Annotated in this window: 17 protein-coding genes; 11 read left to right on the top strand and 6 right to left on the bottom strand. The window is 71.2% G+C overall.

The features are described from left to right. Window positions 1-151 precede the first annotated feature (151 nt). Entirely contained in the window at window positions 152-406 is a 255-nt protein-coding gene (locus tag RB628_RS17125; RefSeq protein WP_318321307.1) for a WhiB family transcriptional regulator, read from the top strand. Window positions 407-1,233: 827 nt separating this feature from the next. Here RB628_RS17125 and RB628_RS17130 read toward each other — a convergent pair. The 4 genes from RB628_RS17130 to RB628_RS17145 form a co-directional block, all read right to left on the bottom strand. Next, window positions 1,234-2,211, bottom strand: coding sequence for an acyl-ACP desaturase (locus tag RB628_RS17130; protein WP_318321308.1), 978 nt, complete (start codon window positions 2,209-2,211; stop codon window positions 1,234-1,236). Between the two features lie 198 nt (window positions 2,212-2,409). After that, window positions 2,410-3,186, bottom strand: coding sequence for a dimethylargininase (gene ddaH, locus RB628_RS17135; protein ID WP_318321309.1), 777 nt, complete (start codon window positions 3,184-3,186; stop codon window positions 2,410-2,412). A gap of 113 nt (window positions 3,187-3,299) precedes the next feature. Next, window positions 3,300-4,916 carry an ABC-F family ATP-binding cassette domain-containing protein gene (locus RB628_RS17140; RefSeq protein WP_318321310.1) on the bottom strand — a complete coding sequence of 539 codons (1,617 nt, stop codon included), beginning with the start codon at window positions 4,914-4,916 and terminating at the stop codon, window positions 3,300-3,302. Between the two features lie 279 nt (window positions 4,917-5,195). Continuing rightward, window positions 5,196-5,612, bottom strand: coding sequence for an SsgA family sporulation/cell division regulator (locus RB628_RS17145; protein WP_318321311.1), 417 nt, complete (start codon window positions 5,610-5,612; stop codon window positions 5,196-5,198). A gap of 198 nt (window positions 5,613-5,810) precedes the next feature. On the opposite strand from RB628_RS17145, the gene RB628_RS17150 reads away from it, so the two are divergent. From RB628_RS17150 to mmpA, 4 genes are all read left to right on the top strand, one after another. Next, window positions 5,811-6,896, top strand: a complete 1,086-nt coding sequence (locus RB628_RS17150) for an oxidoreductase (RefSeq protein WP_318321312.1) — start codon at window positions 5,811-5,813, stop codon at window positions 6,894-6,896. 64 nt (window positions 6,897-6,960) lie between these two features. Continuing rightward, a complete protein-coding gene (locus tag RB628_RS17155) occupies window positions 6,961-7,287 on the top strand; it encodes a plasmid stabilization protein (protein WP_318321313.1) in 327 nt (108 codons plus the stop codon). A gap of 44 nt (window positions 7,288-7,331) precedes the next feature. Beyond that, window positions 7,332-8,030: an endonuclease V gene (locus RB628_RS17160; protein ID WP_318321314.1), complete on the top strand. Its 699-nt coding sequence runs from the start codon at window positions 7,332-7,334 to the stop codon at window positions 8,028-8,030. A 107-nt stretch (window positions 8,031-8,137) separates the two neighbouring features. Next, the gene (gene mmpA, locus RB628_RS17165; RefSeq protein ID WP_318321315.1) at window positions 8,138-8,284 is read left to right on the top strand and encodes a morphogenic membrane protein MmpA; all 147 of its coding nucleotides are present in this window, start codon (window positions 8,138-8,140) and stop codon (window positions 8,282-8,284) included. A gap of 21 nt (window positions 8,285-8,305) precedes the next feature. Here the strand turns inward: mmpA and RB628_RS17170 are convergent, their stop codons facing one another. After that, complete coding sequence (locus RB628_RS17170; protein ID WP_318321316.1) at window positions 8,306-9,499, bottom strand: saccharopine dehydrogenase family protein; 1,194 nt, start codon at window positions 9,497-9,499, stop codon at window positions 8,306-8,308. Between the two features lie 207 nt (window positions 9,500-9,706). On the opposite strand from RB628_RS17170, the gene RB628_RS17175 reads away from it, so the two are divergent. The 5 genes from RB628_RS17175 (at window position 9,707) to RB628_RS17195 (ending at window position 17,907) form a co-directional block, all read left to right on the top strand. Beyond that, on the top strand, window positions 9,707-10,843 hold the full coding sequence (locus tag RB628_RS17175; RefSeq protein ID WP_318321317.1) for a CaiB/BaiF CoA-transferase family protein: 1,137 nt from the start codon (window positions 9,707-9,709) through the stop codon (window positions 10,841-10,843). A 46-nt stretch (window positions 10,844-10,889) separates the two neighbouring features. Continuing rightward, window positions 10,890-12,104, top strand: a complete 1,215-nt coding sequence (locus tag RB628_RS17180; RefSeq protein WP_318321318.1) for an acetyl-CoA C-acetyltransferase — start codon at window positions 10,890-10,892, stop codon at window positions 12,102-12,104. A gap of 109 nt (window positions 12,105-12,213) precedes the next feature. After that, entirely contained in the window at window positions 12,214-14,397 is a 2,184-nt protein-coding gene (locus RB628_RS17185) for a 3-hydroxyacyl-CoA dehydrogenase NAD-binding domain-containing protein (RefSeq protein ID WP_318321319.1), read from the top strand. A 286-nt stretch (window positions 14,398-14,683) separates the two neighbouring features. Then, a complete protein-coding gene (locus tag RB628_RS17190) occupies window positions 14,684-16,636 on the top strand; it encodes a Xaa-Pro dipeptidyl-peptidase (protein ID WP_318321320.1) in 1,953 nt (650 codons plus the stop codon). Further along, a complete protein-coding gene (locus RB628_RS17195) occupies window positions 16,633-17,907 on the top strand; it encodes a M14 family metallocarboxypeptidase (RefSeq protein WP_318321321.1) in 1,275 nt (424 codons plus the stop codon). The genes RB628_RS17190 and RB628_RS17195 overlap by 4 nt, the downstream gene beginning before the upstream one ends. Before the next feature lie 24 nt (window positions 17,908-17,931). On the opposite strand, the gene RB628_RS17200 is transcribed toward RB628_RS17195, so the two are convergent. Continuing rightward, complete coding sequence (locus RB628_RS17200) at window positions 17,932-18,873, bottom strand: FAD-dependent oxidoreductase (RefSeq protein ID WP_318321339.1); 942 nt, start codon at window positions 18,871-18,873, stop codon at window positions 17,932-17,934. A 90-nt stretch (window positions 18,874-18,963) separates the two neighbouring features. Here RB628_RS17200 and RB628_RS17205 point away from each other — a divergent pair, with 90 nt between their 5' ends. Next, a complete protein-coding gene (locus tag RB628_RS17205) occupies window positions 18,964-20,016 on the top strand; it encodes an oxidoreductase (RefSeq protein WP_318321322.1) in 1,053 nt (350 codons plus the stop codon). The last annotated feature ends 13 nt before the right edge of the window (window positions 20,017-20,029 follow it).

A 20,029-nucleotide genomic window follows, 5' to 3' on the forward strand; every position in this document is an offset into this window, starting at 1 on the left:
GCGAACCGGCGAACCGGCGAACCGGCGAACCGGCGAACCGGCGAACCGGCGAACCCGCGAGACGCCCCGGGCCGCTCGACGGGCGGGGCCGGTACTCGCCGTTGATCGGACGTTGAGCGAACGTTTTTCACCACCCGGCACGATTTCGTCCATGCACTACGAGACGATCACCCCGATGGACAGCGCCTGGCAGGCGCAGGCCCTGTGCGCGGAGACCGGGGCCGACTTCTTCTTTCCCGAGCCGGGCAGCTCGGTGCGCGAGGCGAAGCGCATCTGCGGGATGTGCGCGATGCGCCCCGCCTGCCTGGAGTACGCACTCAGCAACGACGAACGGTTCGGCGTCTGGGGCGGCCTCTCCGAGAAGGAACGGCTCCACCTCCGGCGCACCTCGCACACGTCCCACTGACCCCTCGGGCGGTAACTCCCGTACGCCGGACGGTTCCAAGGGGGCACAATCCTGCTCATGCCCCGTACCCCGCACCAGTAGGTCGACAGTCCGCTGAACGCTCTCGACCCGCTTCCGTGTCCGCAGCGCATGCGCGAACTCGCTGTCTGTACAAGGGAGTTCACGCCACTGGAGCCGGTGTTGGCGGAGCTCGCGGAACGTGGGTCGTACGGACGGGGCCTCGCGGTCGTCGCGGCGGCGGTCGGGCAGGACACCGCTTGGATCGCCGACCTCGACCCCCTTCGTGCGCGGCCACGCTCTGCAGGTTGCCGACAGCCTCCAAGTCCCCGACTCCGCGTACGAGTCGGGCCTCACCGACGCTCCCGAGACCGTACGCCGGGACTGCTGCGCGCGATCGTCGCGGGCCGGCGCACCGCACTCGCCGACCGGCTGGTGGACGGACTCCGGCAGGACTGGGGAGATACGGAGGCGGTGCGACTGCTGCCCGGGTGAACGAAGGAGACGGTGACGCGGCTGCTCCCCGAACTGTTTCCACGCCTTCGACGGGTGGAGCGCGCACTCGCTCGGCGCCATCCGGCCCTCCTGCTCGACCCAGGAGGACGACCCCGACGCGCTGCTGGCCGAGGTCCGCCGTCTGACCGCTCATGGAGGCCACGCCGAGGGACTGCTCGCGGTCGCCGTCACCGGGGCGCTGGGCAGCCGCACGGACTGGGCCGCGCCCTGGGCGCGAGCGGCTGAGAGCACTGCGCCGCCACCCCGAGGCCGACGTGCGGGACGCGGCGCTGGACGAGGTGACGGCGTACGAGTGAGCGGTGTTGCGGGCCCGGTCAGCCGGCGGCGCGGGCCGCCATGCGCACCTTGCGGGCCGCGAGCTTCTCGTCGAACTTGAGGGCCTCCGCGTCCAGGCCGCCCATGTACATGCCCAGCTCCTCCTGGGCCTGGAGACCCTCGGGGCCGAGGTCGCCCATGTCCATGACCTTCAGGTGGCGCAGGACGGGCTGCAGCACGTCGTCGTGGTGGATGCGCATGTTGTAGACCTCGCCGATCGCCATCTGGGCGGCGGCCCGCTCGAAGCCCGGCATGCCGTGACCGGGCATGCGGAAGTTGACGATCACGTCCCGGACCGCCTGCATGGTCAGGTCGGGCGCGAGTTCGAAGGCGGCCTTCAGCAGGTTCCGGTAGAAGACCATGTGCAGGTTCTCGTCGGTCGCGATGCGGGCCAGCATGCGGTCGCAGACCGGGTCGCCGGACTGGTGGCCGGTGTTGCGGTGCGAGACGCGGGTGGCCAGCTCCTGGAAGGCGACGTACGCCACCGAGTGCAGCATCGAGTGCCGGTTGTCCGACTCGAAGCCCTCGGCCATGTGCTGCATGCGGAACGCTTCGAGCTTGTCCGGGTCGACCGCGCGCGAGGCGAGCAGGTAGTCGCGCATCACGATGCCGTGCCGGCCCTCCTCCGCCGTCCAGCGGTGCACCCAGGTGCCCCAGGCGCCGTCGCGGCCGAACAGGCTGGCGATCTCGTGGTGGTAGCTGGGAAGGTTGTCCTCGGTGAGGAGGTTGACGACCAGGGCGATCCGGCCGAGCTCGGTGACCTTGGACTGCTCCTTGTCCCAGGCCTCGCCGTCCTCGAAGATGCCGGGGAAGTTACGGGCGTCGCTCCACGGCACGTACTCGTGCGGCATCCAGTCCTTGGCGACCTTCAGATGCCGGTTGAGTTCGGTTTCCACCACTTCTTCCAGGGCGTACAGCAGCTGGGCGTCGGTCCAGGCGCCGGACGGGCTGCCGAGGTGCGGAGAAGTGATCGTCATGAATGCTCCAGAATGACGTGCGAGCGGGTACGCGGACTGCCAGTACTCAACCTACGGCATCGTAGGCTACGTTCCCGTAGGTTACGCGACCGTAGGTTAAGAGTGCCGTAAAGATCGCTGATCAGAGGCTTCGCGCCAGAATGAGGTATGGCTCCGGACTCGCAGGTCCGTGGCCGAACGAGTACCCCGATCGCCCGGTCACATGTACAGGTCCCGCAGCCGAACCGAGAGGCATGTCACACAGCCTTCGAGTTTCTCGAACTCGCTGATGTCGACGAGCACCGGCTCATGGCCGAGATCGGCGAGCAGCTCGGCCGTCTTCGGGGCGCTCGCCGCCATCAGCAGCCTGCCGCCGCCCAGCAGCACCACGTGGGCCCCCGACTCCTCCGGAACCGGCAGGAAGCGCGGGAAGAGGGACGGCGTGTCCACCAGCGGCTCGTACCCGATGACGGTCCCGTCCGGCAGTGCGGTGACCGCCGACTTCAGATGCAGCACCTTGCTCACCGGCACGGCGACGACCCGGGCCCCGAGCGGTTCGAACACGGCCTTGAGCTGCTGCACCCCGGCGGCGTTGGTCCGCCCGCCCCGCCCGACGTAGATGGTGTCGCCGATCTTGAGGACGTCGCCGCCCTCCAGGGTGCCCGGCTCCCAGACCCAGTTCACCGAGCAGCCGAGGCGGGCCACCGCCTCCTCGACGCCGCCGGTCTCGGCCCGCCGGGACTCGGCGCCGGGCCGTGCGATCAGCGCGACGTTCCGGTGGACGACCACCGCGTCCTCGACGAACACCGAGTCCGGGCAGTCGTCCGCCGGATCCACCTCGACGGTCTCCCAGCCGTGCGTGCGCAGCGCCTCCGCATACGCCTCCCACTGCCGGCCGGCGAGGTCGGCGTCGATCTCCTCGCGCTCGATGTGCGTGACGAGGCCCTCGGCCAGGAGGGGACTGGGGCGGCGTATGAGGGCCTTCTTGCTGGGCACGGGCGGGACTCCGAATCGGAAGGGGGTGTCCGCACATCATGCAGCGCGGGCCTGTCCGGACAAAAGCCCCGGAAGCCGGACCGGGGCCCGCACCCCTGTGTCGATCGTCTCGCTCACCCCACCTCCTCCGGCGCGATCTCCTTCAGTTCCCCGTCCAGAAGAAGCCAGCGGGTGATCCCGACCGACTCCAGGAACGGCAGGTCGTGGCTGGCCACGACCAGTGCGCCCTCGTACGACTCCAGGGCTGTCGTGAGCTGTCGCGCGCTCGCCATGTCCAGGCTGTTGGTCGGCTCGTCCAGCATCAGGAGCTGGGGTGCGGGCTCCGCCAGCATCAGGGCGGCCAGGGTGGCGCGGAAGCGCTCCCCGCCCGACAGGGTCGCCGCCCGCTGGTCGGCGCGGGCGCCCCGGAACAGAAAGCGGGCCAGCCGGGCGCGGACCCGGTTGTTCGTGGCGGCGGGCGAGAACCGGGCGACGTTCTCGGCGACGGTCAGCTCGTCGTCCAGCACATCGAGCCGCTGTGGCAGAAAACGCAGGGGCACGTGCGCGCGTGCCTCTCCGGAGCCCGGTGCCAGTTCCCCGGCGATCGTCCGCAGCAGGGTCGTCTTGCCCGCCCCGTTGCGCCCGACCAGCGCGACCCGCTCGGGCCCGCGCAGGTCGAAGGAGCCCACGACCGCTCCGTACGCCAACTCCAGGTCCAGGAGCGTGAGTACGGTACGGCCCGGCGGTACGGCCGTGTACGGCAGGTCGACGCGGATCTCGTCGTCGTCCCGTACGGCGTCCACCGCCTCGTCGAGGCGCTCCCTGGCGCCGGCGAGCCGCTCCTCGTGCATGATGCGGTGCTTGCCCGCCGACTCCTGGGCGGACCGTTTGCGCGCCCCCATGACGATCTTCGGCTCGCGCTTCTGCTCGAACATCTTCTGTCCGTACTTCTTGCGACGGGCCAATTTGACCTGGGCGTCGGCAAGTTCACGCTTCTGCTTCTTCAGGTCGGCCTCGGCCACGCGCACCATGCGCTCGGCCGCCTCCTGTTCGGTGGCGAGTGCCTCCTGGTACGCCGAGAAGTTGCCGCCGTACCAGGTGACCTCGCCGGCGCGCAGGTCGGCGATCTGGTCGACCAGGTCCAGGAGTTCGCGGTCGTGGCTGACCACGACCATCACCCCGGGCCAGGAGGAGACGGCCGTGTAGAGCCGTCGGCGTGCGTACAGGTCCAGGTTGTTGGTCGGCTCGTCCAGCAGGAGCACGTCCGGGCGGCCGAGGAGCAGCGCGGCCAGCCGCAGGAGGACCGCCTCGCCGCCCGAGACCTCGCCGACCGTACGGTCCAGATCGATGTGGCCGAGCCCGAGTTCGCCGAGCGTGACCAGAACGCGTTCCTCGACGTCCCAGTCGTCGCCGATCGTCTCGAAGTGCTTCTCGGCCACGTTGCCCGCCTCGATGGCGTGGAGCGCGGAACGCTTCGCGGAGATGCCGAGCACCTCCTCGACGCGCAGGGCGGTGTCGAGGGTGACCGTCTGCGGGAGGTAGCCGACGTCGCCCGCGACGCGGACGGTGCCGTCGGCGGGCCCGAGCTGCCCGGCGATCAGCTTCAACAGGGTTGACTTCCCTGACCCGTTGACGCCGACGAGCCCGGTGCGGCCGGGGCCCACGGCGATGTCGAGACCGTCGAAGACGGAGGTGCCGTCGGGCCAGGCGAAGGACAGGGAGGTGACGGCGACGGAAGTGGTGGCAGACATGCGGCCTCGCGGTTGCTTGATTCGGTCGGGGCAAACGCGTGTCGAGACACCGACGGGCGGCGGGAGAATCCTGGTGGCACGAGAAAGGTCCTGCTCCGGAGGGAGGAACGGACGGCTCGAACACCGAGGTCGCACGCTGCGCACACACACCACTGGAGGGTGTGGGGCGCGGTGTCTCAGGACCTCAGTAGAGCAACGTCCTTCTCCAATTCGACGGCAACAGGACCGCTGTTAGCGTAGGAAGAGGCGTTTCAAGCTGTCAAAGCATTTAACGTGCAGTCACAGGGCGTCGCGCAGCAGCTCCGCGAGGTCCTGGTCGAGGTCGGTCTGGAGGTGCTCCAGGCCGACGGGCACCAGGTCCGTGGTGGCCGCGAGGAAGCTCCGCAGCTCGCCCGAGCGGACATGGACGACCGCGGTGCCCTCGGGGGCGTGGAACTCCAGGACCGTACGGTCGTAGCCGTACGGCCGCACTCGTACGTCGCCGTAGCCCTGTGGCTCGCGCATTCCGTCCGAGAGGAGTTCGCGGCCGAAGGTCCAGCAGACCTCCACGCCCTCCAGCGTGGCCGGCGCGGGGAAGGTCATCCGCACCGCGAACGGGTCGCTCCGGTCGTAGGTGAGTGTTGCGGGAATGCTCGGCATCCGCGGTGCGGCGGCGACGAGACGGGCCTCTACGTGCTGCTCGATGACGGTGGACAACGACTTGCTCCCTTGTGACGGTTGGCCGGACTCCGGGATGGAACGGTCCGCACACTGAGAGAGACGCTGGAACGAGCCAAACAGTGCACCTGAATTTCTAGTGACCTCTGTCACCGAGTTCATTCGCTGCTACCTTCGCCCGCCATGAGAACCATGGGGACGCAACGACAGAACAGGCGTGTGGGGCGTACGAGGCCGATGGTTGTGGCAGGCGCGTACGCGGCGGCACTCGCCGCGGTCGCCGCCGGACTGGCGGCACCCGCGCAGGCCGACGAGGGAACGGGCGCGGTGCCCGGGGCCGGGCACCGCGCTCCGCACTGGGCGTCGAAGGACAGCGGCGCCACCGACGTCCGCTTCCGCGGACTGTCCGCCGTCAGCCGGAACACCGCCTGGGTCGCCGGCACCCAGGGCACCGTACTGCGCACCACCGACGGCGGAACGAGCTGGCGAAACGTCTCTCCGCCGGGCGCGGCCGAACTCCAGTTCCGGGACATCGAGGCGTTCGACGGCCGGCGCGCCGTGGTCCTCGCCATCGGGGAGGGCGAGGCCTCCCGCGTCTACCGCACCGACGACGGCGGCGAGACCTGGGCCGACTCCTTCCGCAACACCGACGCCAGGGCCTTCTACGACTGCCTCACCTTCTTCGACCGCAGCCACGGCCTCGCGATGAGTGACCCGGTGGACGGGAAGTTCCGCATCCTCTCCACCAGCGACGGCGGACGCTCCTGGAAGGTACTGCCCAGCGACGGCATGCCGGCCGCGCCGGCCGGTGAGGCGGGCTTCGCGGCGAGCGGACAGTGCCTGGTCAGCTCGGGGCCGCGCGATGTGTGGCTGGCCACGGGCGGGGGCGCACGCGCGCGTGTGCTGCACTCCGCGGACCGCGGGCGCACCTGGACGGCCACCGACACACCGATCCCGGCGGGCGACCCGGCCCGCGGCGTCTTCGCGCTCGCCTTCCGCGACCGCACGCACGGACTCGCGGTCGGCGGCGACTACCGCGCCGACCAGGCCTCACCACAGGCGGGGGCGGTCACCGCGGACGGCGGCCGTACCTGGACCACGGCGGCCGTGTCCCCGCCCGCCTACCGCTCGGGCGTCGCCTGGCTCCCGTACAGCCGCACGGCCGCGCTCGCGGTCGGCCCGACCGGCACCGACCTCACCACGGACGCCGGGCGCACCTGGAAGACCGTGGACACGGGCTCGTACGACACCGTGGACTGCACCCCCGACCTGGGCTGCTGGGCCGCCGGAGAGAAGGGGCGTGTGGCACGGCTCGAATCGTGAGACACGGGTACCCGTCCACCGCCACAAGCCCGAGAGGACAGTGCGAGCGAAGGAAGTGAACGCCATGCCACGCGGTGCGAGCCCCAAGCGGGAGCGCCAGTACGAACACATCAAGGACAGTGCGCTGGACCGGGGCGAGAGCGAGAAGCGCGCCGAGGAGATCGCCGCGCGGACCGTCAACAGGGAACGGGCCCGGTCCGGCGAGTCCAAGACGGCCAGTCGTACGTCCACCCAGGACATGTCGTCGAGCAAGCGCGGCGGTCAGCGCTCGCACAAGGGCGCCCAGGGGCCCACGTACGACCAGCTCTACGAGGAGGCCAGGAAGCGGAACGTCCATGGCCGCTCGGACATGAACAAGGCACAGCTGAAGAAGGCCCTCGACGACAAGTGACCTGCGGCGGGGGCCGGTCGGGGGCCAGTACGCTCGTCGTCACCATGGTGACGACGACGACCGTACCCATTCCGGCGGGCTGGCCCACGACCGAGGAGGGGGCCCGCGAGGTACAGGACGAGCTACGGCCACGGGTGGTCCTGGACGAGCCGGGACCGCCGCCAGGGACGGGACACGTCACGGGCGTGGATGTCGCCTACGACGACGGGCGGGACCTCGTCGTGGCCGCCGCGGTCGTCCTGGACGCGGCGACCCTCGATGTCGTCGCCGAGGCCACGGCAGTCGGGCGGGTCCCCTTCCCTTACGTACCCGGCCTGCTCGCCTTCCGCGAGATCCCGGCCGTCCTGGCCGTCCTGGCCGCGCTGCCCCTTCCGCCCGGCCTTGTCGTCTGCGACGGCTACGGCCTGGCCCACCCGCGCCGCTTCGGCCTCGCCAGCCACCTCGGGGTCCTCACCGGCCTGCCCACGATCGGCGTCGCGAAGAACCCGTTCACCTTCGCGTACGAGGAGCCGGGCGCCCGGCGCGGATCGGCGTCCCCGCTCCTCGCGGGCCCGGAGGAGGTCGGCCGCGCCCTGCGCACCCGGGACGCCGTCAAACCGGTGTTCGTCTCCGTCGGCCACCGCACGGCCCTCGACACGGCCTGCGCCCACACCCTCGCGCTCACCCCGGAGTACCGCCTCCCGGAGACGACCCGCCGGGCGGACGCCCTGTGCAGGCGGGCGCTGAAGGAAGCGACCGCCTGACGAAGGCAACCGCCCGAAGTGATCGGATGATCAGGTGATCATCTGAGTACGTGTTCTGAGTACCTGTACGGATGTCCGCAGGCCGGAGCTGTCGGCAGGCTGTGCCCATGACCACGCACCGAGCCCCGAAGCCCGTCGCCAGCCCCGCCCAGCCCGTCGAGCGGGCTGTCACGGCCGCACTGATCGTCGCCGTACTGGCGGGACTCGCCTGGATCGCCGGCATGATCTACACGGTCACGGGCTGGGCTCGGTAAGCCCTCTGAGGGCCCGGCCGGTCACCTGCTGGCCGCGACCCTGAACGTGATCCCCGCCTTGCGCAGGCGTCCGATCAGCGCGTCACCCATGGCCACGGCGGTGGTGACCTGCCCGGCCGTCGCCGGGAGGTCGTCGAAGGCCAGGGAGAGCGCCGACTCGGCGAACATCTTCGCCGTCTCGTCGTAGCCGGGATCGCCGCCCGCGACCTCCGTGAACACCCGCTGTCCGCCGCCCTCGCCCACGAACCGCACCGAGAACCAGCTCTTCGCCCGCCGCTCCGCGCTCGGCCCGTCACCCGGCTGCAGCCGCCCGGACAACCAGCGCCGCGCGGGCGGCAGTTGGGCCGCGGCGAACACCGCTCCGGCGGCGGCGACCCCGCCCACCGCGAAGGGCAGTCGCCGTACCGCCGCGTAATGGCGGTAACGGAAGTCGGGGCCGTACCGTTCCAGCGCGCGTGCCGAACGCGCCACGACCTGCGGGTCGATGGTGGGCAGCGGCAGCGCCCAGGCACCGACCTCCCCGGCGTACCGGGGCGCGCCCGCGGGGGCGGTCGCCCGGCGGCCCGGCAGCCGCGGTTCGTGCCGGCGCCGGTCACGGGCTGCGGCCAGCATCTGCGGGCCCCGGGAGAACTGGTTGAGCGCCGAGGCGAAGGTGCCGCCCGAGAACATCGCGTCGGTACGCACGAACCCGTCCACGGTCAGCGGCACCCCCTCGGGCAGCTGCGAGACGGTGAAGTACGCGCCCAGGTCGTGCGGAACCGAGTCGAAACCGCAGGCATGCACCAGCCGGGCGCCGGTCTCCCGCGCGCGCGTGTCGTGCCGGACGTACATCAGGTCGACGAACTCGGGCTCTCCGCTGAGGTCGAGGTAGTCGGCGCCGGCGTCCGCGCAGGCGGCGACGAGTTCCTCGCCGTACGTCAGATAGGGGCCCACCGTGGTGGCCAGCACGCGCGCGTGCGCGGCGAGCGCGCGAAGCGAGGCCGGATCGGCCACGTCCGCCTCCAGCACCCCGATCTCGGCGCCCTTGCCGATGCCGACGCCCGTGAGGCGCTCGCGCAGCCGCTCCAGCCTGTCCCGGCTGCGGCCGGCGACCGCCCAGCGCAGACCGTCGGGCGCGTGCGCGGCGAGGTACTCGGCGGTGAGCGCGCCGACGAAGCCCGTGGCTCCGAACAGCACGATGTCGTACGGGCGGTCCAACCTGCTCGGCCTGTTCATGACACCCCTCGTTGTGCGTTCCGCGCCGTTGTCGGTGGTCGAGGCTAGCGTGAGGAGGACTGGATCCGCGCGGCCGGTCCGTGGCCGGAACGGGACGGCTTGGCCAAGCGCTTGCTTAATCTGTGCCCGGCGAAACCTTGTGCGCGGTGGAACGCGTTCCTAGCATCACGGGTGTCGCATCGGTTGTGTCACGGGAGTGGGGGCTCGATGTCAGTGGCGGGAACGGCAGGGAGCGGCCCGCTCGCGGGGGTGCGGGTGGTCGAACTGGCGGGCATCGGACCCGGCCCGTTCGCCGCGATGCTCCTGGCCGACCTGGGCGCCGACGTGGTCCGGGTCGACCGGCCCGGGGGCACCGGCCTCGCCGTCGACCCCGAGTACGACGTGACGAACCGCAACAAGCGTTCGGTGATCGTCGACCTGAAGGCGCCCGACGGACCGTCCCGCGTCCTCGACCTGGCCGCCCGCGCCGACATCCTGGTCGAGGGCTACCGCCCCGGTGTCGCCGAGCGCCTCGGCGTCGGCCCCGAGACCTGCCACGCCCGCAACCCGAGGCTCGTCTACGGCCGGATGACGGGCTGGGGCCAGGAGGGCCCGCTCGCCCGCCGCGCCGGGCACGACATCGCCTACCTCGCCCCGACCGGCACCCTCGGCCTCATCGGCAGCCCGCAGGAACCGCCGCCCGTCCCGGCCAACCTCCTCGGCGACTACGCGGGCGGCTCCCTCTACCTCGTCGTCGGCGTCCTCGCCGCCCTCCACCACGCGCGCGCGACGGGCGCCGGCCAGGTCGTGGACGCCGCGATCGTGGACGGCGCCGCCCACCTCGCCACGATGCTCCACGGCATGCTCGCGGCCGGCGGCTGGCAGGACCGGCGCGGCGCCAACCTGCTCGACGGCGGCTGCCCCTACTACGGGACGTACGAGACCGCCGACGGCCGGTACATGGCGGTCGGCGCCCTGGAACCCCAGTTCTACGAGGAGTTCCTCGACCTGCTCGATGTCCCCGGCCAGTCAGCCGCCCGTAAGGACATCACCCGTTGGGACGACCTGCGCGAGACCGTCACCGCCCGATTCAAAACCCGCACGAGGGACGAGTGGACGGCGGTCTTCGAGGGGTCCGACGCCTGCGTGGCCCCCGTCCTCTCGCTGCGCGAGGCCCCGCACCACCCGCATCTGGCCGCCCGCGGCACCTTCACCGACCACGGCGGCATCACGCAGCCCGCCCCCGCACCCCGCTTCTCCGTGACCCACACGTCGATCCACAGCGGTCCCGCCCAGCCCGGTGCCGACACGGCGGACGTGGCGCGCGACTGGGACGTGCCCCGACTCCTGCAGGATGGCGGCTGACCCCCGGCCGGCCCCGCTCGCCCACCCCACCCCGAAAGGCCCACCAGTGAGCACCGAAGCGTACGTGTACGACGCGATCCGCACCCCGCGCGGACGCGGCAAGGCGAGCGGAGCCCTGCACGGCACCAAGCCCGTCGACCTCGTCGTCGGCCTCATCCACGAGATCAGGAACCGCTTCCCGGATCTCGACCCCGCCGCGATCGACGACGTCGTGCTGGGCGTCGTCGGGCCCGTCGGCGACCAGGGTTCCGACATCGCGCGGGTCGCCGCGGTCGTCGCCGGGCTGCCGGACACCGTGGCCGGCGTTCAGGAGAACCGCTTCTGTGCGTCGGGCCTGGAGGCCGTCAACATGGCCGCCGCCAAGGTGCGTTCGGGCTGGGAGGACCTGGTCCTCGCGGGCGGCGTCGAGTCGATGTCACGGGTGCCGATGGCCTCGGACGGCGGCGCCTGGTTCAACGACCCGATGACCAACCTCGCCGTCAACTTCGTGCCGCAGGGCATCGGCGCCGACCTCATCGCCACCATCGAGGGCTTCTCACGGCGGGATGTCGACGAGTACGCGGCCCTGTCCCAGGAGCGGGCGGCGACAGCGACGAAGGAGGGCCGCTTCGAGCGGTCCCTCGTCCCGGTGAAGGACAGGAACGGCCTCGTCGTCCTCGACCACGACGAACACCTGCGCCCCGGTACCACGGCCGACTCCCTGGCCCGGCTGAAGCCGTCGTTCGCGGACATCGGCGACCTGGGTGGCTTCGACGCCGTGGCGCTCCAGACGTACCACTGGGTCGAGAAGATCGACCACGTCCACCACGCGGGCAACTCCTCCGGCATCGTGGACGGCGCCTCGCTCGTCGCCATCGGCTCCCAGGAGGTCGGTGAGCGCTACGGGCTGCGTCCGCGCGCGCGGATCGTCTCCGCCGCCGTGTCCGGCTCCGAGCCCACCATCATGCTCACCGGCCCGGCGCCCGCCACCCGCAAGGCACTCGCCAAGGCCGGGCTGACCATCGACGACATCGACCTCGTCGAGATCAACGAGGCGTTCGCGGCCGTCGTCCTGCGCTTCGCACGGGACATGGGTCTGTCCCTCGACAAGATCAACGTCAACGGCGGCGCCATCGCGCTCGGCCACCCGCTGGGCGCCACCGGCGCGATGATCCTCGGCACGCTCGTCGACGAACTGGAGCGCCAGGACAAGCGGTACGGCCTCGCCACGCTGTGCGTGGGCGGCGGCATGGGCATCGCGACGATTGTCGAACGGGTCTGAACTCCCGGCGGAGTCGGCGGGTCAGCGACACCAGCGACGAGCGGATCCAGCTGACCCGGCTGACCCAGCGGCAACCAGAGACTTCTGAGCTTCTACGGAGATCCCTTTCATGACACAGAGCACCACCATCCGCTGGGAACAGGACCGCACCGGTCTCGTCACCCTCGTCCTCGACGACCCCGGCCAGTCCGCGAACACCATGAACCAGGCGTTCCGCGACTCCCTCGCGGTGGTCACCGACCGACTGGAGGCCGAGAAGGACACGATCCGCGGCATCATCCTCACCTCCGCCAAGAAGACGTTCTTCGCGGGCGGCGACCTGCGCGACCTGATCCGGGTCACCCCCGACACCGCCCAGGAACTGTTCGACGGCGGCCTCGCCATCAAGCGCGACCTGCGCCGCATCGAGACCCTGGGCAAGCCGGTGGTCGCGGCGATGAACGGCGCGGCCCTGGGCGGCGGTTACGAGATCGCGCTCGCCTGCCACCACCGGATCGCGCTCGACGCGCCGGGCACCAGGATCGGCTGCCCCGAGGTCACCCTCGGCCTGCTGCCCGGAGGCGGCGGCATCGTCCGTACGGTACGTCTGCTGGGTATCGCCGACGCGCTGCTCAAGGTGCTGCTCCAGGGCACCCAGTACAGCCCCCAGCGAGCCCTGAAGAACGGCCTGATCGACGAAGTGGCCGCCACACAGGACGAGTTGATGGCCAAGGCCCGCGCTTTCATCGACGCCAACCCCGAGTCGCAGCAGCCCTGGGACAAGCCCGGCTACCGCATCCCGGGCGGCACCCCGGCCAACCCCAGGTTCGCGGCCAACCTGCCCGCCTTCCCCGCCAACCTGCGCAAGCAGACGAACGGCGCGCCCTACCCGGCGCCGCGCGGCATTCTCGCGGCGGCCGTCGAGGGCGCCCAGGTCGACTTCGAGACCGCGCAGGTCATCGAGGCCCGCTACTTCGTGGAACTGGCCGCCGGACAGACCTCGAAGAACATGATCCAGGCGTTCTTCTTCGACCTTCAGGCCGTCAACTCCGGCGCCAGCCGGCCCAAGGGCTTCCCGTCGCGCCCGGTCCGCAGGGTGGCCGTCCTCGGCGCCGGAATGATGGGCGCCGGCATCGCGTACTCGTGCGCCCGCGCCGGCATCGAGGTGGTCCTCAAGGACGTGTCGGCCGAAGCGGCGGCGCGGGGGAAGAACTACTCCGAGAAGCTGTGCGCGAAGGCCGTCTCCCGGGGACGTACGACCCAGGAGAAGGCGGACGGGCTGCTGGCCCGCATCAAGCCGACCGCGGATCCGCAGGACGTGGCCGGCTGTGACGCGGTCGTCGAGGCGGTCTTCGAGGACCCGGCCCTCAAGCACAAGGTGTTCCAGGAGATCCAGCACCTCGTCGAACCGGACGCGCTGCTGTGCTCCAACACCTCGACGCTGCCCATCACCGCTCTCGCCGAAGGCGTCGAACGCCAGGCCGACTTCGTCGGACTGCACTTCTTCTCGCCGGTCGACAAGATGCCCCTCGTCGAGATCATCAAGGGCGAGCGGACGGGGGAGGCGGCGCTGGCACGGGCCTTCGACCTGGTCCGACAGATCAGGAAGACCCCGATCGTCGTCAACGACTCGCGCGGTTTCTTCACCTCACGGGTCATCGGGCACTTCATCAACGAGGGCGTGGCGATGGTCGGCGAGGGCATCGAGCCCGCGTCGGTCGAACAGGCGGCGGCGCAGGCGGGTTACCCGGCCAAGGTGCTCTCCCTCGTGGACGAACTGACGCTGACGCTGCCGCGCAGGATCAGGGCGGAGTCCAAGCGGGCGGTGGAGGAGGCGGGCGGTACGTGGCAGACGCATCCCGCGGAGGCGGTGATCGACCGCATGGTGGACGAGTTCGGCCGTACCGGGCGGAGCGGGGGCGGGGGGTTCTACGAGTACGGGGAGGACGGCAGGCGAGTCGGGCTGTGGCCGGGACTGCGGGAGCACTTCAAGGGTGAGGGCGCGCAGGGTGCGCAGATCCCGTTCCGGGACATGCAGGAACGCATGCTGTTCTCGGAGGCGCTGGACACCGTGAGGCTGCTGGAGGAGGGCGTGCTGACGTCGGTCGCCGACGCCAACATCGGCTCGGTCTTCGGGATCGGATTCCCCGGGTGGACGGGGGGTGTCCTGCAGTACGTCAACGGTTACGAGGGCGGCCTGCCCGGGTTCGTCGCCCGGTCGCGTGAGCTGGCGGAGCGGTACGGGGAGCGGTTCGCTCCGCCGGGGCTGCTGGTGGAGAAGGCGGAGAAGGGGGAGGGGTTCGGAGACGGATAGGGTTTCGCCCCCGCCGTCCCTGCCCGTCCCGTCCCTGGGGGCGGCCCGCCCCCAGGCCCCCGCTCCGGCCCTGAACGGGCCTCGTCCTCGAACGCCGGACGGGCTGGGGGTGTTCGGCCGGGACTGAACAGATGGGGAAAACGGGTGTGCGGGTGGGCGGGATACGGCCTGGGCCGCAGCAGCGTTGCCCTCGATCGCCGGACAGGCACTTCTCGGCCACTTCACCCCCTCCACCCCCTCAGCTGCCCTCTTCTGTACGGGAGTTGACCGAGGTACCGTCCGGCGCATGCCGATACGCACGCGCCTCACAGCCTGGAGAACGCTCGCTACGGCGGCCACCGCCGCCCTCACGGCCACCCTGCTCACCCCGGTTGTCGCCCACAGCGCCCCACGGGAGAGCAGACCCGTCCACTCCTACGACAACGCGATCCGCGAGGCCGTCTGGGTGGACACCGGACTCGACGGCGACAGCGACGGGAAGACCGATCGCGTGGCCGTCGACATCGTCCGGCCGCGCGAACCCGCCGCGCAGGGCCGCAGGATACCCGTGATCATGGACGCCAGCCCCTACTACTCCTGCTGCGGACGCGGCAACGAGAGCCAGCGCAAGACGTACGACGCCGACGGCAACGTCGTCCAGATGCCGCTGTTCTACGACAACTACTTCGTGCCGCGCGGCTACGCCTTCGTCGGCGTCGACCTGGCCGGCACCAACCGCTCCGACGGCTGTGTCGACGTAGGCGGGCGCTCCGACGTCCAGTCCGCGAAAGCCGTCGTCGACTGGCTGAACGGCCGCGCCAGGGGCTACACGAGCCGCACCGGCACCGACCGCGCCAAGGCGACCTGGACCAACGGCAGGACCGGCATGATCGGCAAGAGCTACGACGGCACGATCGCCAACGGCGTCGCCGCCACCGGCGTGAAGGGCCTCAAGACGATCGTCCCGATCAGTGCCATCTCCTCCTGGTACGACTACTACTTCGCCAAGGGTGCCCCCCTCTACGACTCGGGCCCCGAATGGCTGTCGGACTACGTGGAGAGCCCCGCCGCCCGCACCAAGTGCGCCGCCGTACAGCAGAAGATCGTCGACGGAGCCCCTCGTACCGGCGACCGGACGTCCTTCTGGACCGAGCGCGACTATGCGAAGGACGCCCGGAAGGTCAGGGCCAGCGTCTTCGTCATCCACGGCCAGCAGGACCTCAACGTCCGCCCCAAGCACTTCGGCCAGTGGTGGGACGCCCTCGCCGAGCAAGGCGTCGAGCGCAAGATCTGGCTCTCCCAGACCGGCCACGTCGACCCATTCGACTTCCGCCGCACCGCCTGGGTGGACACCCTGCACCGCTGGTTCGACCACGAACTCCTCGGCTACGACAACGGTATCGACGACGAGCCCATGGCCGACATCGAGCGCCACCCCGACCAGTGGGTCACCTCGACCACCTGGCCGCCCCGCTCCACGGGCACCGTGAGCCTGCGCCCCGGCGCCGGCGACCAGCCCGGCGTCGGCACCCTGGGCCCGCGAAAGCAGTCCGGCACGGCGACCTTCACCGACGACCCGAGCCTGAGCGAGACCGACTGGTCGGCGCAGATCGACAGTCCGACGCCCGGCAAGGCCGGCTTCGTCACCAAGCCGCTCACCAAGGACCTGCGCGTGTCCGGCTCGTCCACGGTGACCGTGACGGCCACCCCGAGCACCTCGACGGCCCACCTCACCGCCGTCCTGGTCGACCTCGGCCCCGACACCATCCGGGACTACGCCGACCGCGCCGAAGGCATCACCACCCTCACCGACCGCACCTGCTGGGGCCCGAGCACCACCGGTGACAGCTCCTGTTTCCGCGAGACCCGGGCCAGGACGACCGCCGTCGACTACACGATCTTCAGCCGCGGCTGGGCCGACCTGGGCAACCACGCCTCGGCCACGAAAGGCGTCCCGCTCACCCCGGGCAGGCCCATCACGATCACGCTCGACCTGCACGCGAGCGACCATGTGATCCCGGCGGGCCACCGCCTCGCCCTGATCGTCGCGGGCACGGACAAAGACCTCATCGACCCTCCGTCGTCGACCCCGACCCTGACGCTCGACCTGTCCCGAACGACGGCCAGGGTCCCGCTCGTCGGCGGTCCGGGCGCGTTCGCGCGGGCCACGGCGGGCACCGTCGCGGCCACCCCGAGCCCGTCCCTCCTCGACGGCGTCCGCGACCCGCGCGCCGCCCACCGCATACCGGGAGCCGTATGAAACCGCGCCTGACCGCGGTGATCGCCGCCGCCCTCGCCGCACCCCTGCTGTCGGCCCCCGCCCACGCGGCGGAGACCCGACCGGAGCCAAGCACCGGATTCGAGCAGACGAACGGTGCCCGCTGGACCAGCCAGAGCGAGGAACAGGACCTTCTCGCCGCCGTCGACCGGGCGACCGACCGTGTGACGCTCACCCGGATCGGCACCACCAAGCAGAACCGCCCCCTGCAACTCGTACGCATCGGCGAGCGCCCCACCACCCGCACCGTGCTGCTCGTCTGCAGCCAGCACGGCGACGAGCCGTCCGGCCGCGAGGCCTGTCTCACGACGATCCGCGACCTGGCGTACGCCAAGGACGCGCGGACCAAGGAGTTCCTGTCGCGCACCACCCTGCTCGTCGTCCCCACGGCCAACCCCGACGGACGGGCCGCCGGCACCCGGGGCAACAGCGACGGCGTCGACATCAACCGTGACCACCTGTCCCTGCGGACGGCGGAAGCGCGGGTGATGGCGGCGGTCCTCCGCGACCGGAAACCCGACGTCGTCCACGACCTGCACGAGTACGGGGCCACGCCCCTGTACTACGACAAGGACCTGTTCGACCTCTGGCCGCGCAACCTCAACACCGACGCGGCCGTGCACACCGAGGCTCAGACCCTGTCGCAGACGTACGTACGGCCGGCTGCCCGGAGCGCCGGGTTCACGGCCGGCACGTACGGCATCTGGACCGACCCCGTCACCGGTGACCCGATCCGGCAGGTCGCCGGGGACGGGCAGGAACGCATCCTGCGGAACATGTCCGGGGTGAAGCACTCGGTCGGGCTGCTGATCGAGAGCCGGGTCGAGCCGCTGACGGCAGGGACCCCGGAGCCGGACAACAACCGGCGTCGGGTGAACTCCCAACTGGTCGCCCTGAAAGGGCTGTTCGGCTTCGCCGGAGAGCGTGGCCGACAGATCGACGCGGCCACAGGTGCCGCACGGCTGGCCGGTTACCGGGACAGCGGACCGGTCTACCTCGGCGGCGCGGACAACGACCCGGCCGAGCCCGCCGAGGTGATCGAGAACCCGGCGTGCGGCTATCGGCTCACGGGGGAGCAGTACACGGAGGTGGCCGACGAACTGGCGTTGCACGGAGTGCGGGTGCGGCCGGACAGCAACGGGGCCGGGGCCCACGTCCCGCTGCGCCAGTCGCTGCGCGCCCTGGTACCGCTGCTCCTCGACGAACGGGCGCCGTACCACCTGACGGCGGGGGAGGCGGACACCCGCTGCTGAGCCGGCGGTGACCGCGCGGCGGGGCTACGTCCGGGGCTGGTCCTCTCCACCCCCGGCGAGCCTCGCCGCCTCCGACGCGCAGCCCCAGGCGACCGTGATGCCCGCCCCGCCGTGCCCGTAGTTGTGCACCAGCACGCGCCCGTCGGAAAGGAGTTCACGGTCCAGACGCACGGCGTCCCGGGCGGGCCGCAGTCCGACCCGGTGGCCGATGACCCGTGCCCCGGCGATCTCCGGCCGCACCTGCGCACACCGCCGCACGATCTCCTCGGCCACCGCCGGATCGGGCACCAGCGACCACTCGTCCTCCTCGGCCGTGCCGCCCAGGATCAGGCCGCCCGGCTGCGGAAAGAAGTACGTCGTCTCCGCGTCGGCATGCCCCGCCGACGTGAACCACGTCCTGATACCCGGGTTCTCCACGACGACCAGTTGCCCCCGCACGGGGCACACCGCCGGATCGGGCACGAGATCACGCGCACCGAGCCCCGCGCAGTTGACCACGACGTCCACCGCGTCGGACTCGAAGGCCTCGGCGAGATCCCCGACGGACCGTTCCTCCACCACGCCACCCGTCGCGAGGAACCGCGCCCGCAGCCACCCCAGATGCACCGGCATGTCGATCAACGGCAGCAGCGCCCGAAGTCCTTCGCCCGTCTCCCGCAGTCCCGGTACCCGAGCGGCCCACGGCCCCAGCTCGTCCAGCCGCAGCCCGGCGTGTACACCCTCGACCATGCGTACGCCCGTCTTCCCGGGCCGCTCCGCCAACTCCTCGTAGACGGACAGGGACGCCAGCGCCCATTCCCCGGCGAACGCCTCCGGTTCGATCCGGTACGGCCACCACAGCGCGCCCGCAACCGCCGAGGTCGTCCGCTCGACGGGCTCCCGTGTCCACACCCGGACCCGGCGGCCGCGCTCGGCCAGCACCACCGCCGTGGTCAGGCCGACGACCCCGCCGCCGACCACGATCACTTCACCACTACACCGCGTCTCCACGCCGGGACCGTAGCGGAATATGTCATGCCGTGCTCAGATCGGTCCCAGTCTGGGGATACTCACAGCATGTCTGCCGAGTACGCGACCTTCGGCCTGGCACCGGCGATTCGTGCCGGTGGAGTCCTCGCCAACGGTGACTACCAGGTCCACCGGGACTTTCTCGACTTCATCGTCGACGGACGCCCCCTCCTCTACCAGCTCTCCGACCTCGACGCGGTCTCCCCGCTCGCCTCCGACGTCCCGCCCGCGATCTTCACCGCCCAGGTCAGAGGCCTGCTTCTGGAGGCCGACGCCCCCCTGGAGGGAAGCCGGTACATCATCTACGGCTGTCCCGAGTGCGCCGACCTGGCCTGCGGCGCCGTGACAGCGGCCATCGAGAGGGACGGCGACGACTATGTGTGGCGCGACTTCGCCTGGCAGACGGACACCCGCGCCGACCTGGAGCTCAACGGCTACCACGGCATCGGGCCCTTCCGTTTCCCGGGCGGCGAGTACCGGAATGCGCTCGGCTCCCTTCTCGACACCGCGGAGGCCACCGAGGCGCTGGGCCCCGCCGAGCCCGGTGCGGCCCGCCGCCGGGTCATGCTGATCGGCGCCCGCGTCGCCGTCCTCGCCAAACTCGCCGCCGCCCTGCGCACCATCGGGATCGGCGCGGACATCACCCGGGACGCCACGGACGTCCCCGCCGACGAGCTGCGGGGCTACGGTGCCGTCGCCTTCGGCCGCGCCATCGACGAGGGGGAGCGTGCCGCCGTACGCCGCTCCTTCGAACACGCGGGCGTCGAGGTGGCGTACATCGACGGTCTCGCCCCGATCATTCCGCTCCTCGTCGCCCAGATCGAACACGCCCTGGACCGCAGCCCGTTGGAACAACGCCGGCTCACCCGCCTGGTCGCCGCCGACGGAGAGGCGGGCATAGAGGTCACCTCCACCTGTCGCGTCCACCTCACCGCGTACCGCATGGACCGCCTGTACCGCACCCACTCGCTCGACGTCTTCGACGGCATCCTCGAACCCGGCCGGCACCGCATCCCCCTGGAGGCGAAGGCGGTGAAGGGGGAGTCGTTCATCGTGGCGCGTACGTCGGGAACCGTGCTGGTGGAGCCGATGGCCCGGTGAAATCCCGGACGCG

The organism is Streptomyces sp. ADMS, assembly GCF_033441795.1.
Classification (GTDB): Bacteria; Actinomycetota; Actinomycetes; order Streptomycetales; family Streptomycetaceae; genus Streptomyces.

Coding starts and splice junctions, on each gene's coding strand:
- RB628_RS17125 (WP_318321307.1), top strand. CDS start 152: ATGCACTACGAGACGATCACCCCGATGGACAGCGCCTGGCAGGCGCAG.
- RB628_RS17130 (WP_318321308.1), bottom strand. CDS start 2,211: ATGACGATCACTTCTCCGCACCTCGGCAGCCCGTCCGGCGCCTGGACC.
- RB628_RS17140 (WP_318321310.1), bottom strand. CDS start 4,916: ATGTCTGCCACCACTTCCGTCGCCGTCACCTCCCTGTCCTTCGCCTGG.
- RB628_RS17150 (WP_318321312.1), top strand. CDS start 5,811: ATGGTTGTGGCAGGCGCGTACGCGGCGGCACTCGCCGCGGTCGCCGCC.
- RB628_RS17155 (WP_318321313.1), top strand. CDS start 6,961: ATGCCACGCGGTGCGAGCCCCAAGCGGGAGCGCCAGTACGAACACATC.
- RB628_RS17160 (WP_318321314.1), top strand. CDS start 7,332: ATGGTGACGACGACGACCGTACCCATTCCGGCGGGCTGGCCCACGACC.
- mmpA (WP_318321315.1), top strand. CDS start 8,138: ATGACCACGCACCGAGCCCCGAAGCCCGTCGCCAGCCCCGCCCAGCCC.
- RB628_RS17170 (WP_318321316.1), bottom strand. CDS start 9,499: ATGAACAGGCCGAGCAGGTTGGACCGCCCGTACGACATCGTGCTGTTC.
- RB628_RS17175 (WP_318321317.1), top strand. CDS start 9,707: ATGTCAGTGGCGGGAACGGCAGGGAGCGGCCCGCTCGCGGGGGTGCGG.
- RB628_RS17185 (WP_318321319.1), top strand. CDS start 12,214: ATGACACAGAGCACCACCATCCGCTGGGAACAGGACCGCACCGGTCTC.
- RB628_RS17190 (WP_318321320.1), top strand. CDS start 14,684: ATGCCGATACGCACGCGCCTCACAGCCTGGAGAACGCTCGCTACGGCG.
- RB628_RS17195 (WP_318321321.1), top strand. CDS start 16,633: ATGAAACCGCGCCTGACCGCGGTGATCGCCGCCGCCCTCGCCGCACCC.
- RB628_RS17205 (WP_318321322.1), top strand. CDS start 18,964: ATGTCTGCCGAGTACGCGACCTTCGGCCTGGCACCGGCGATTCGTGCC.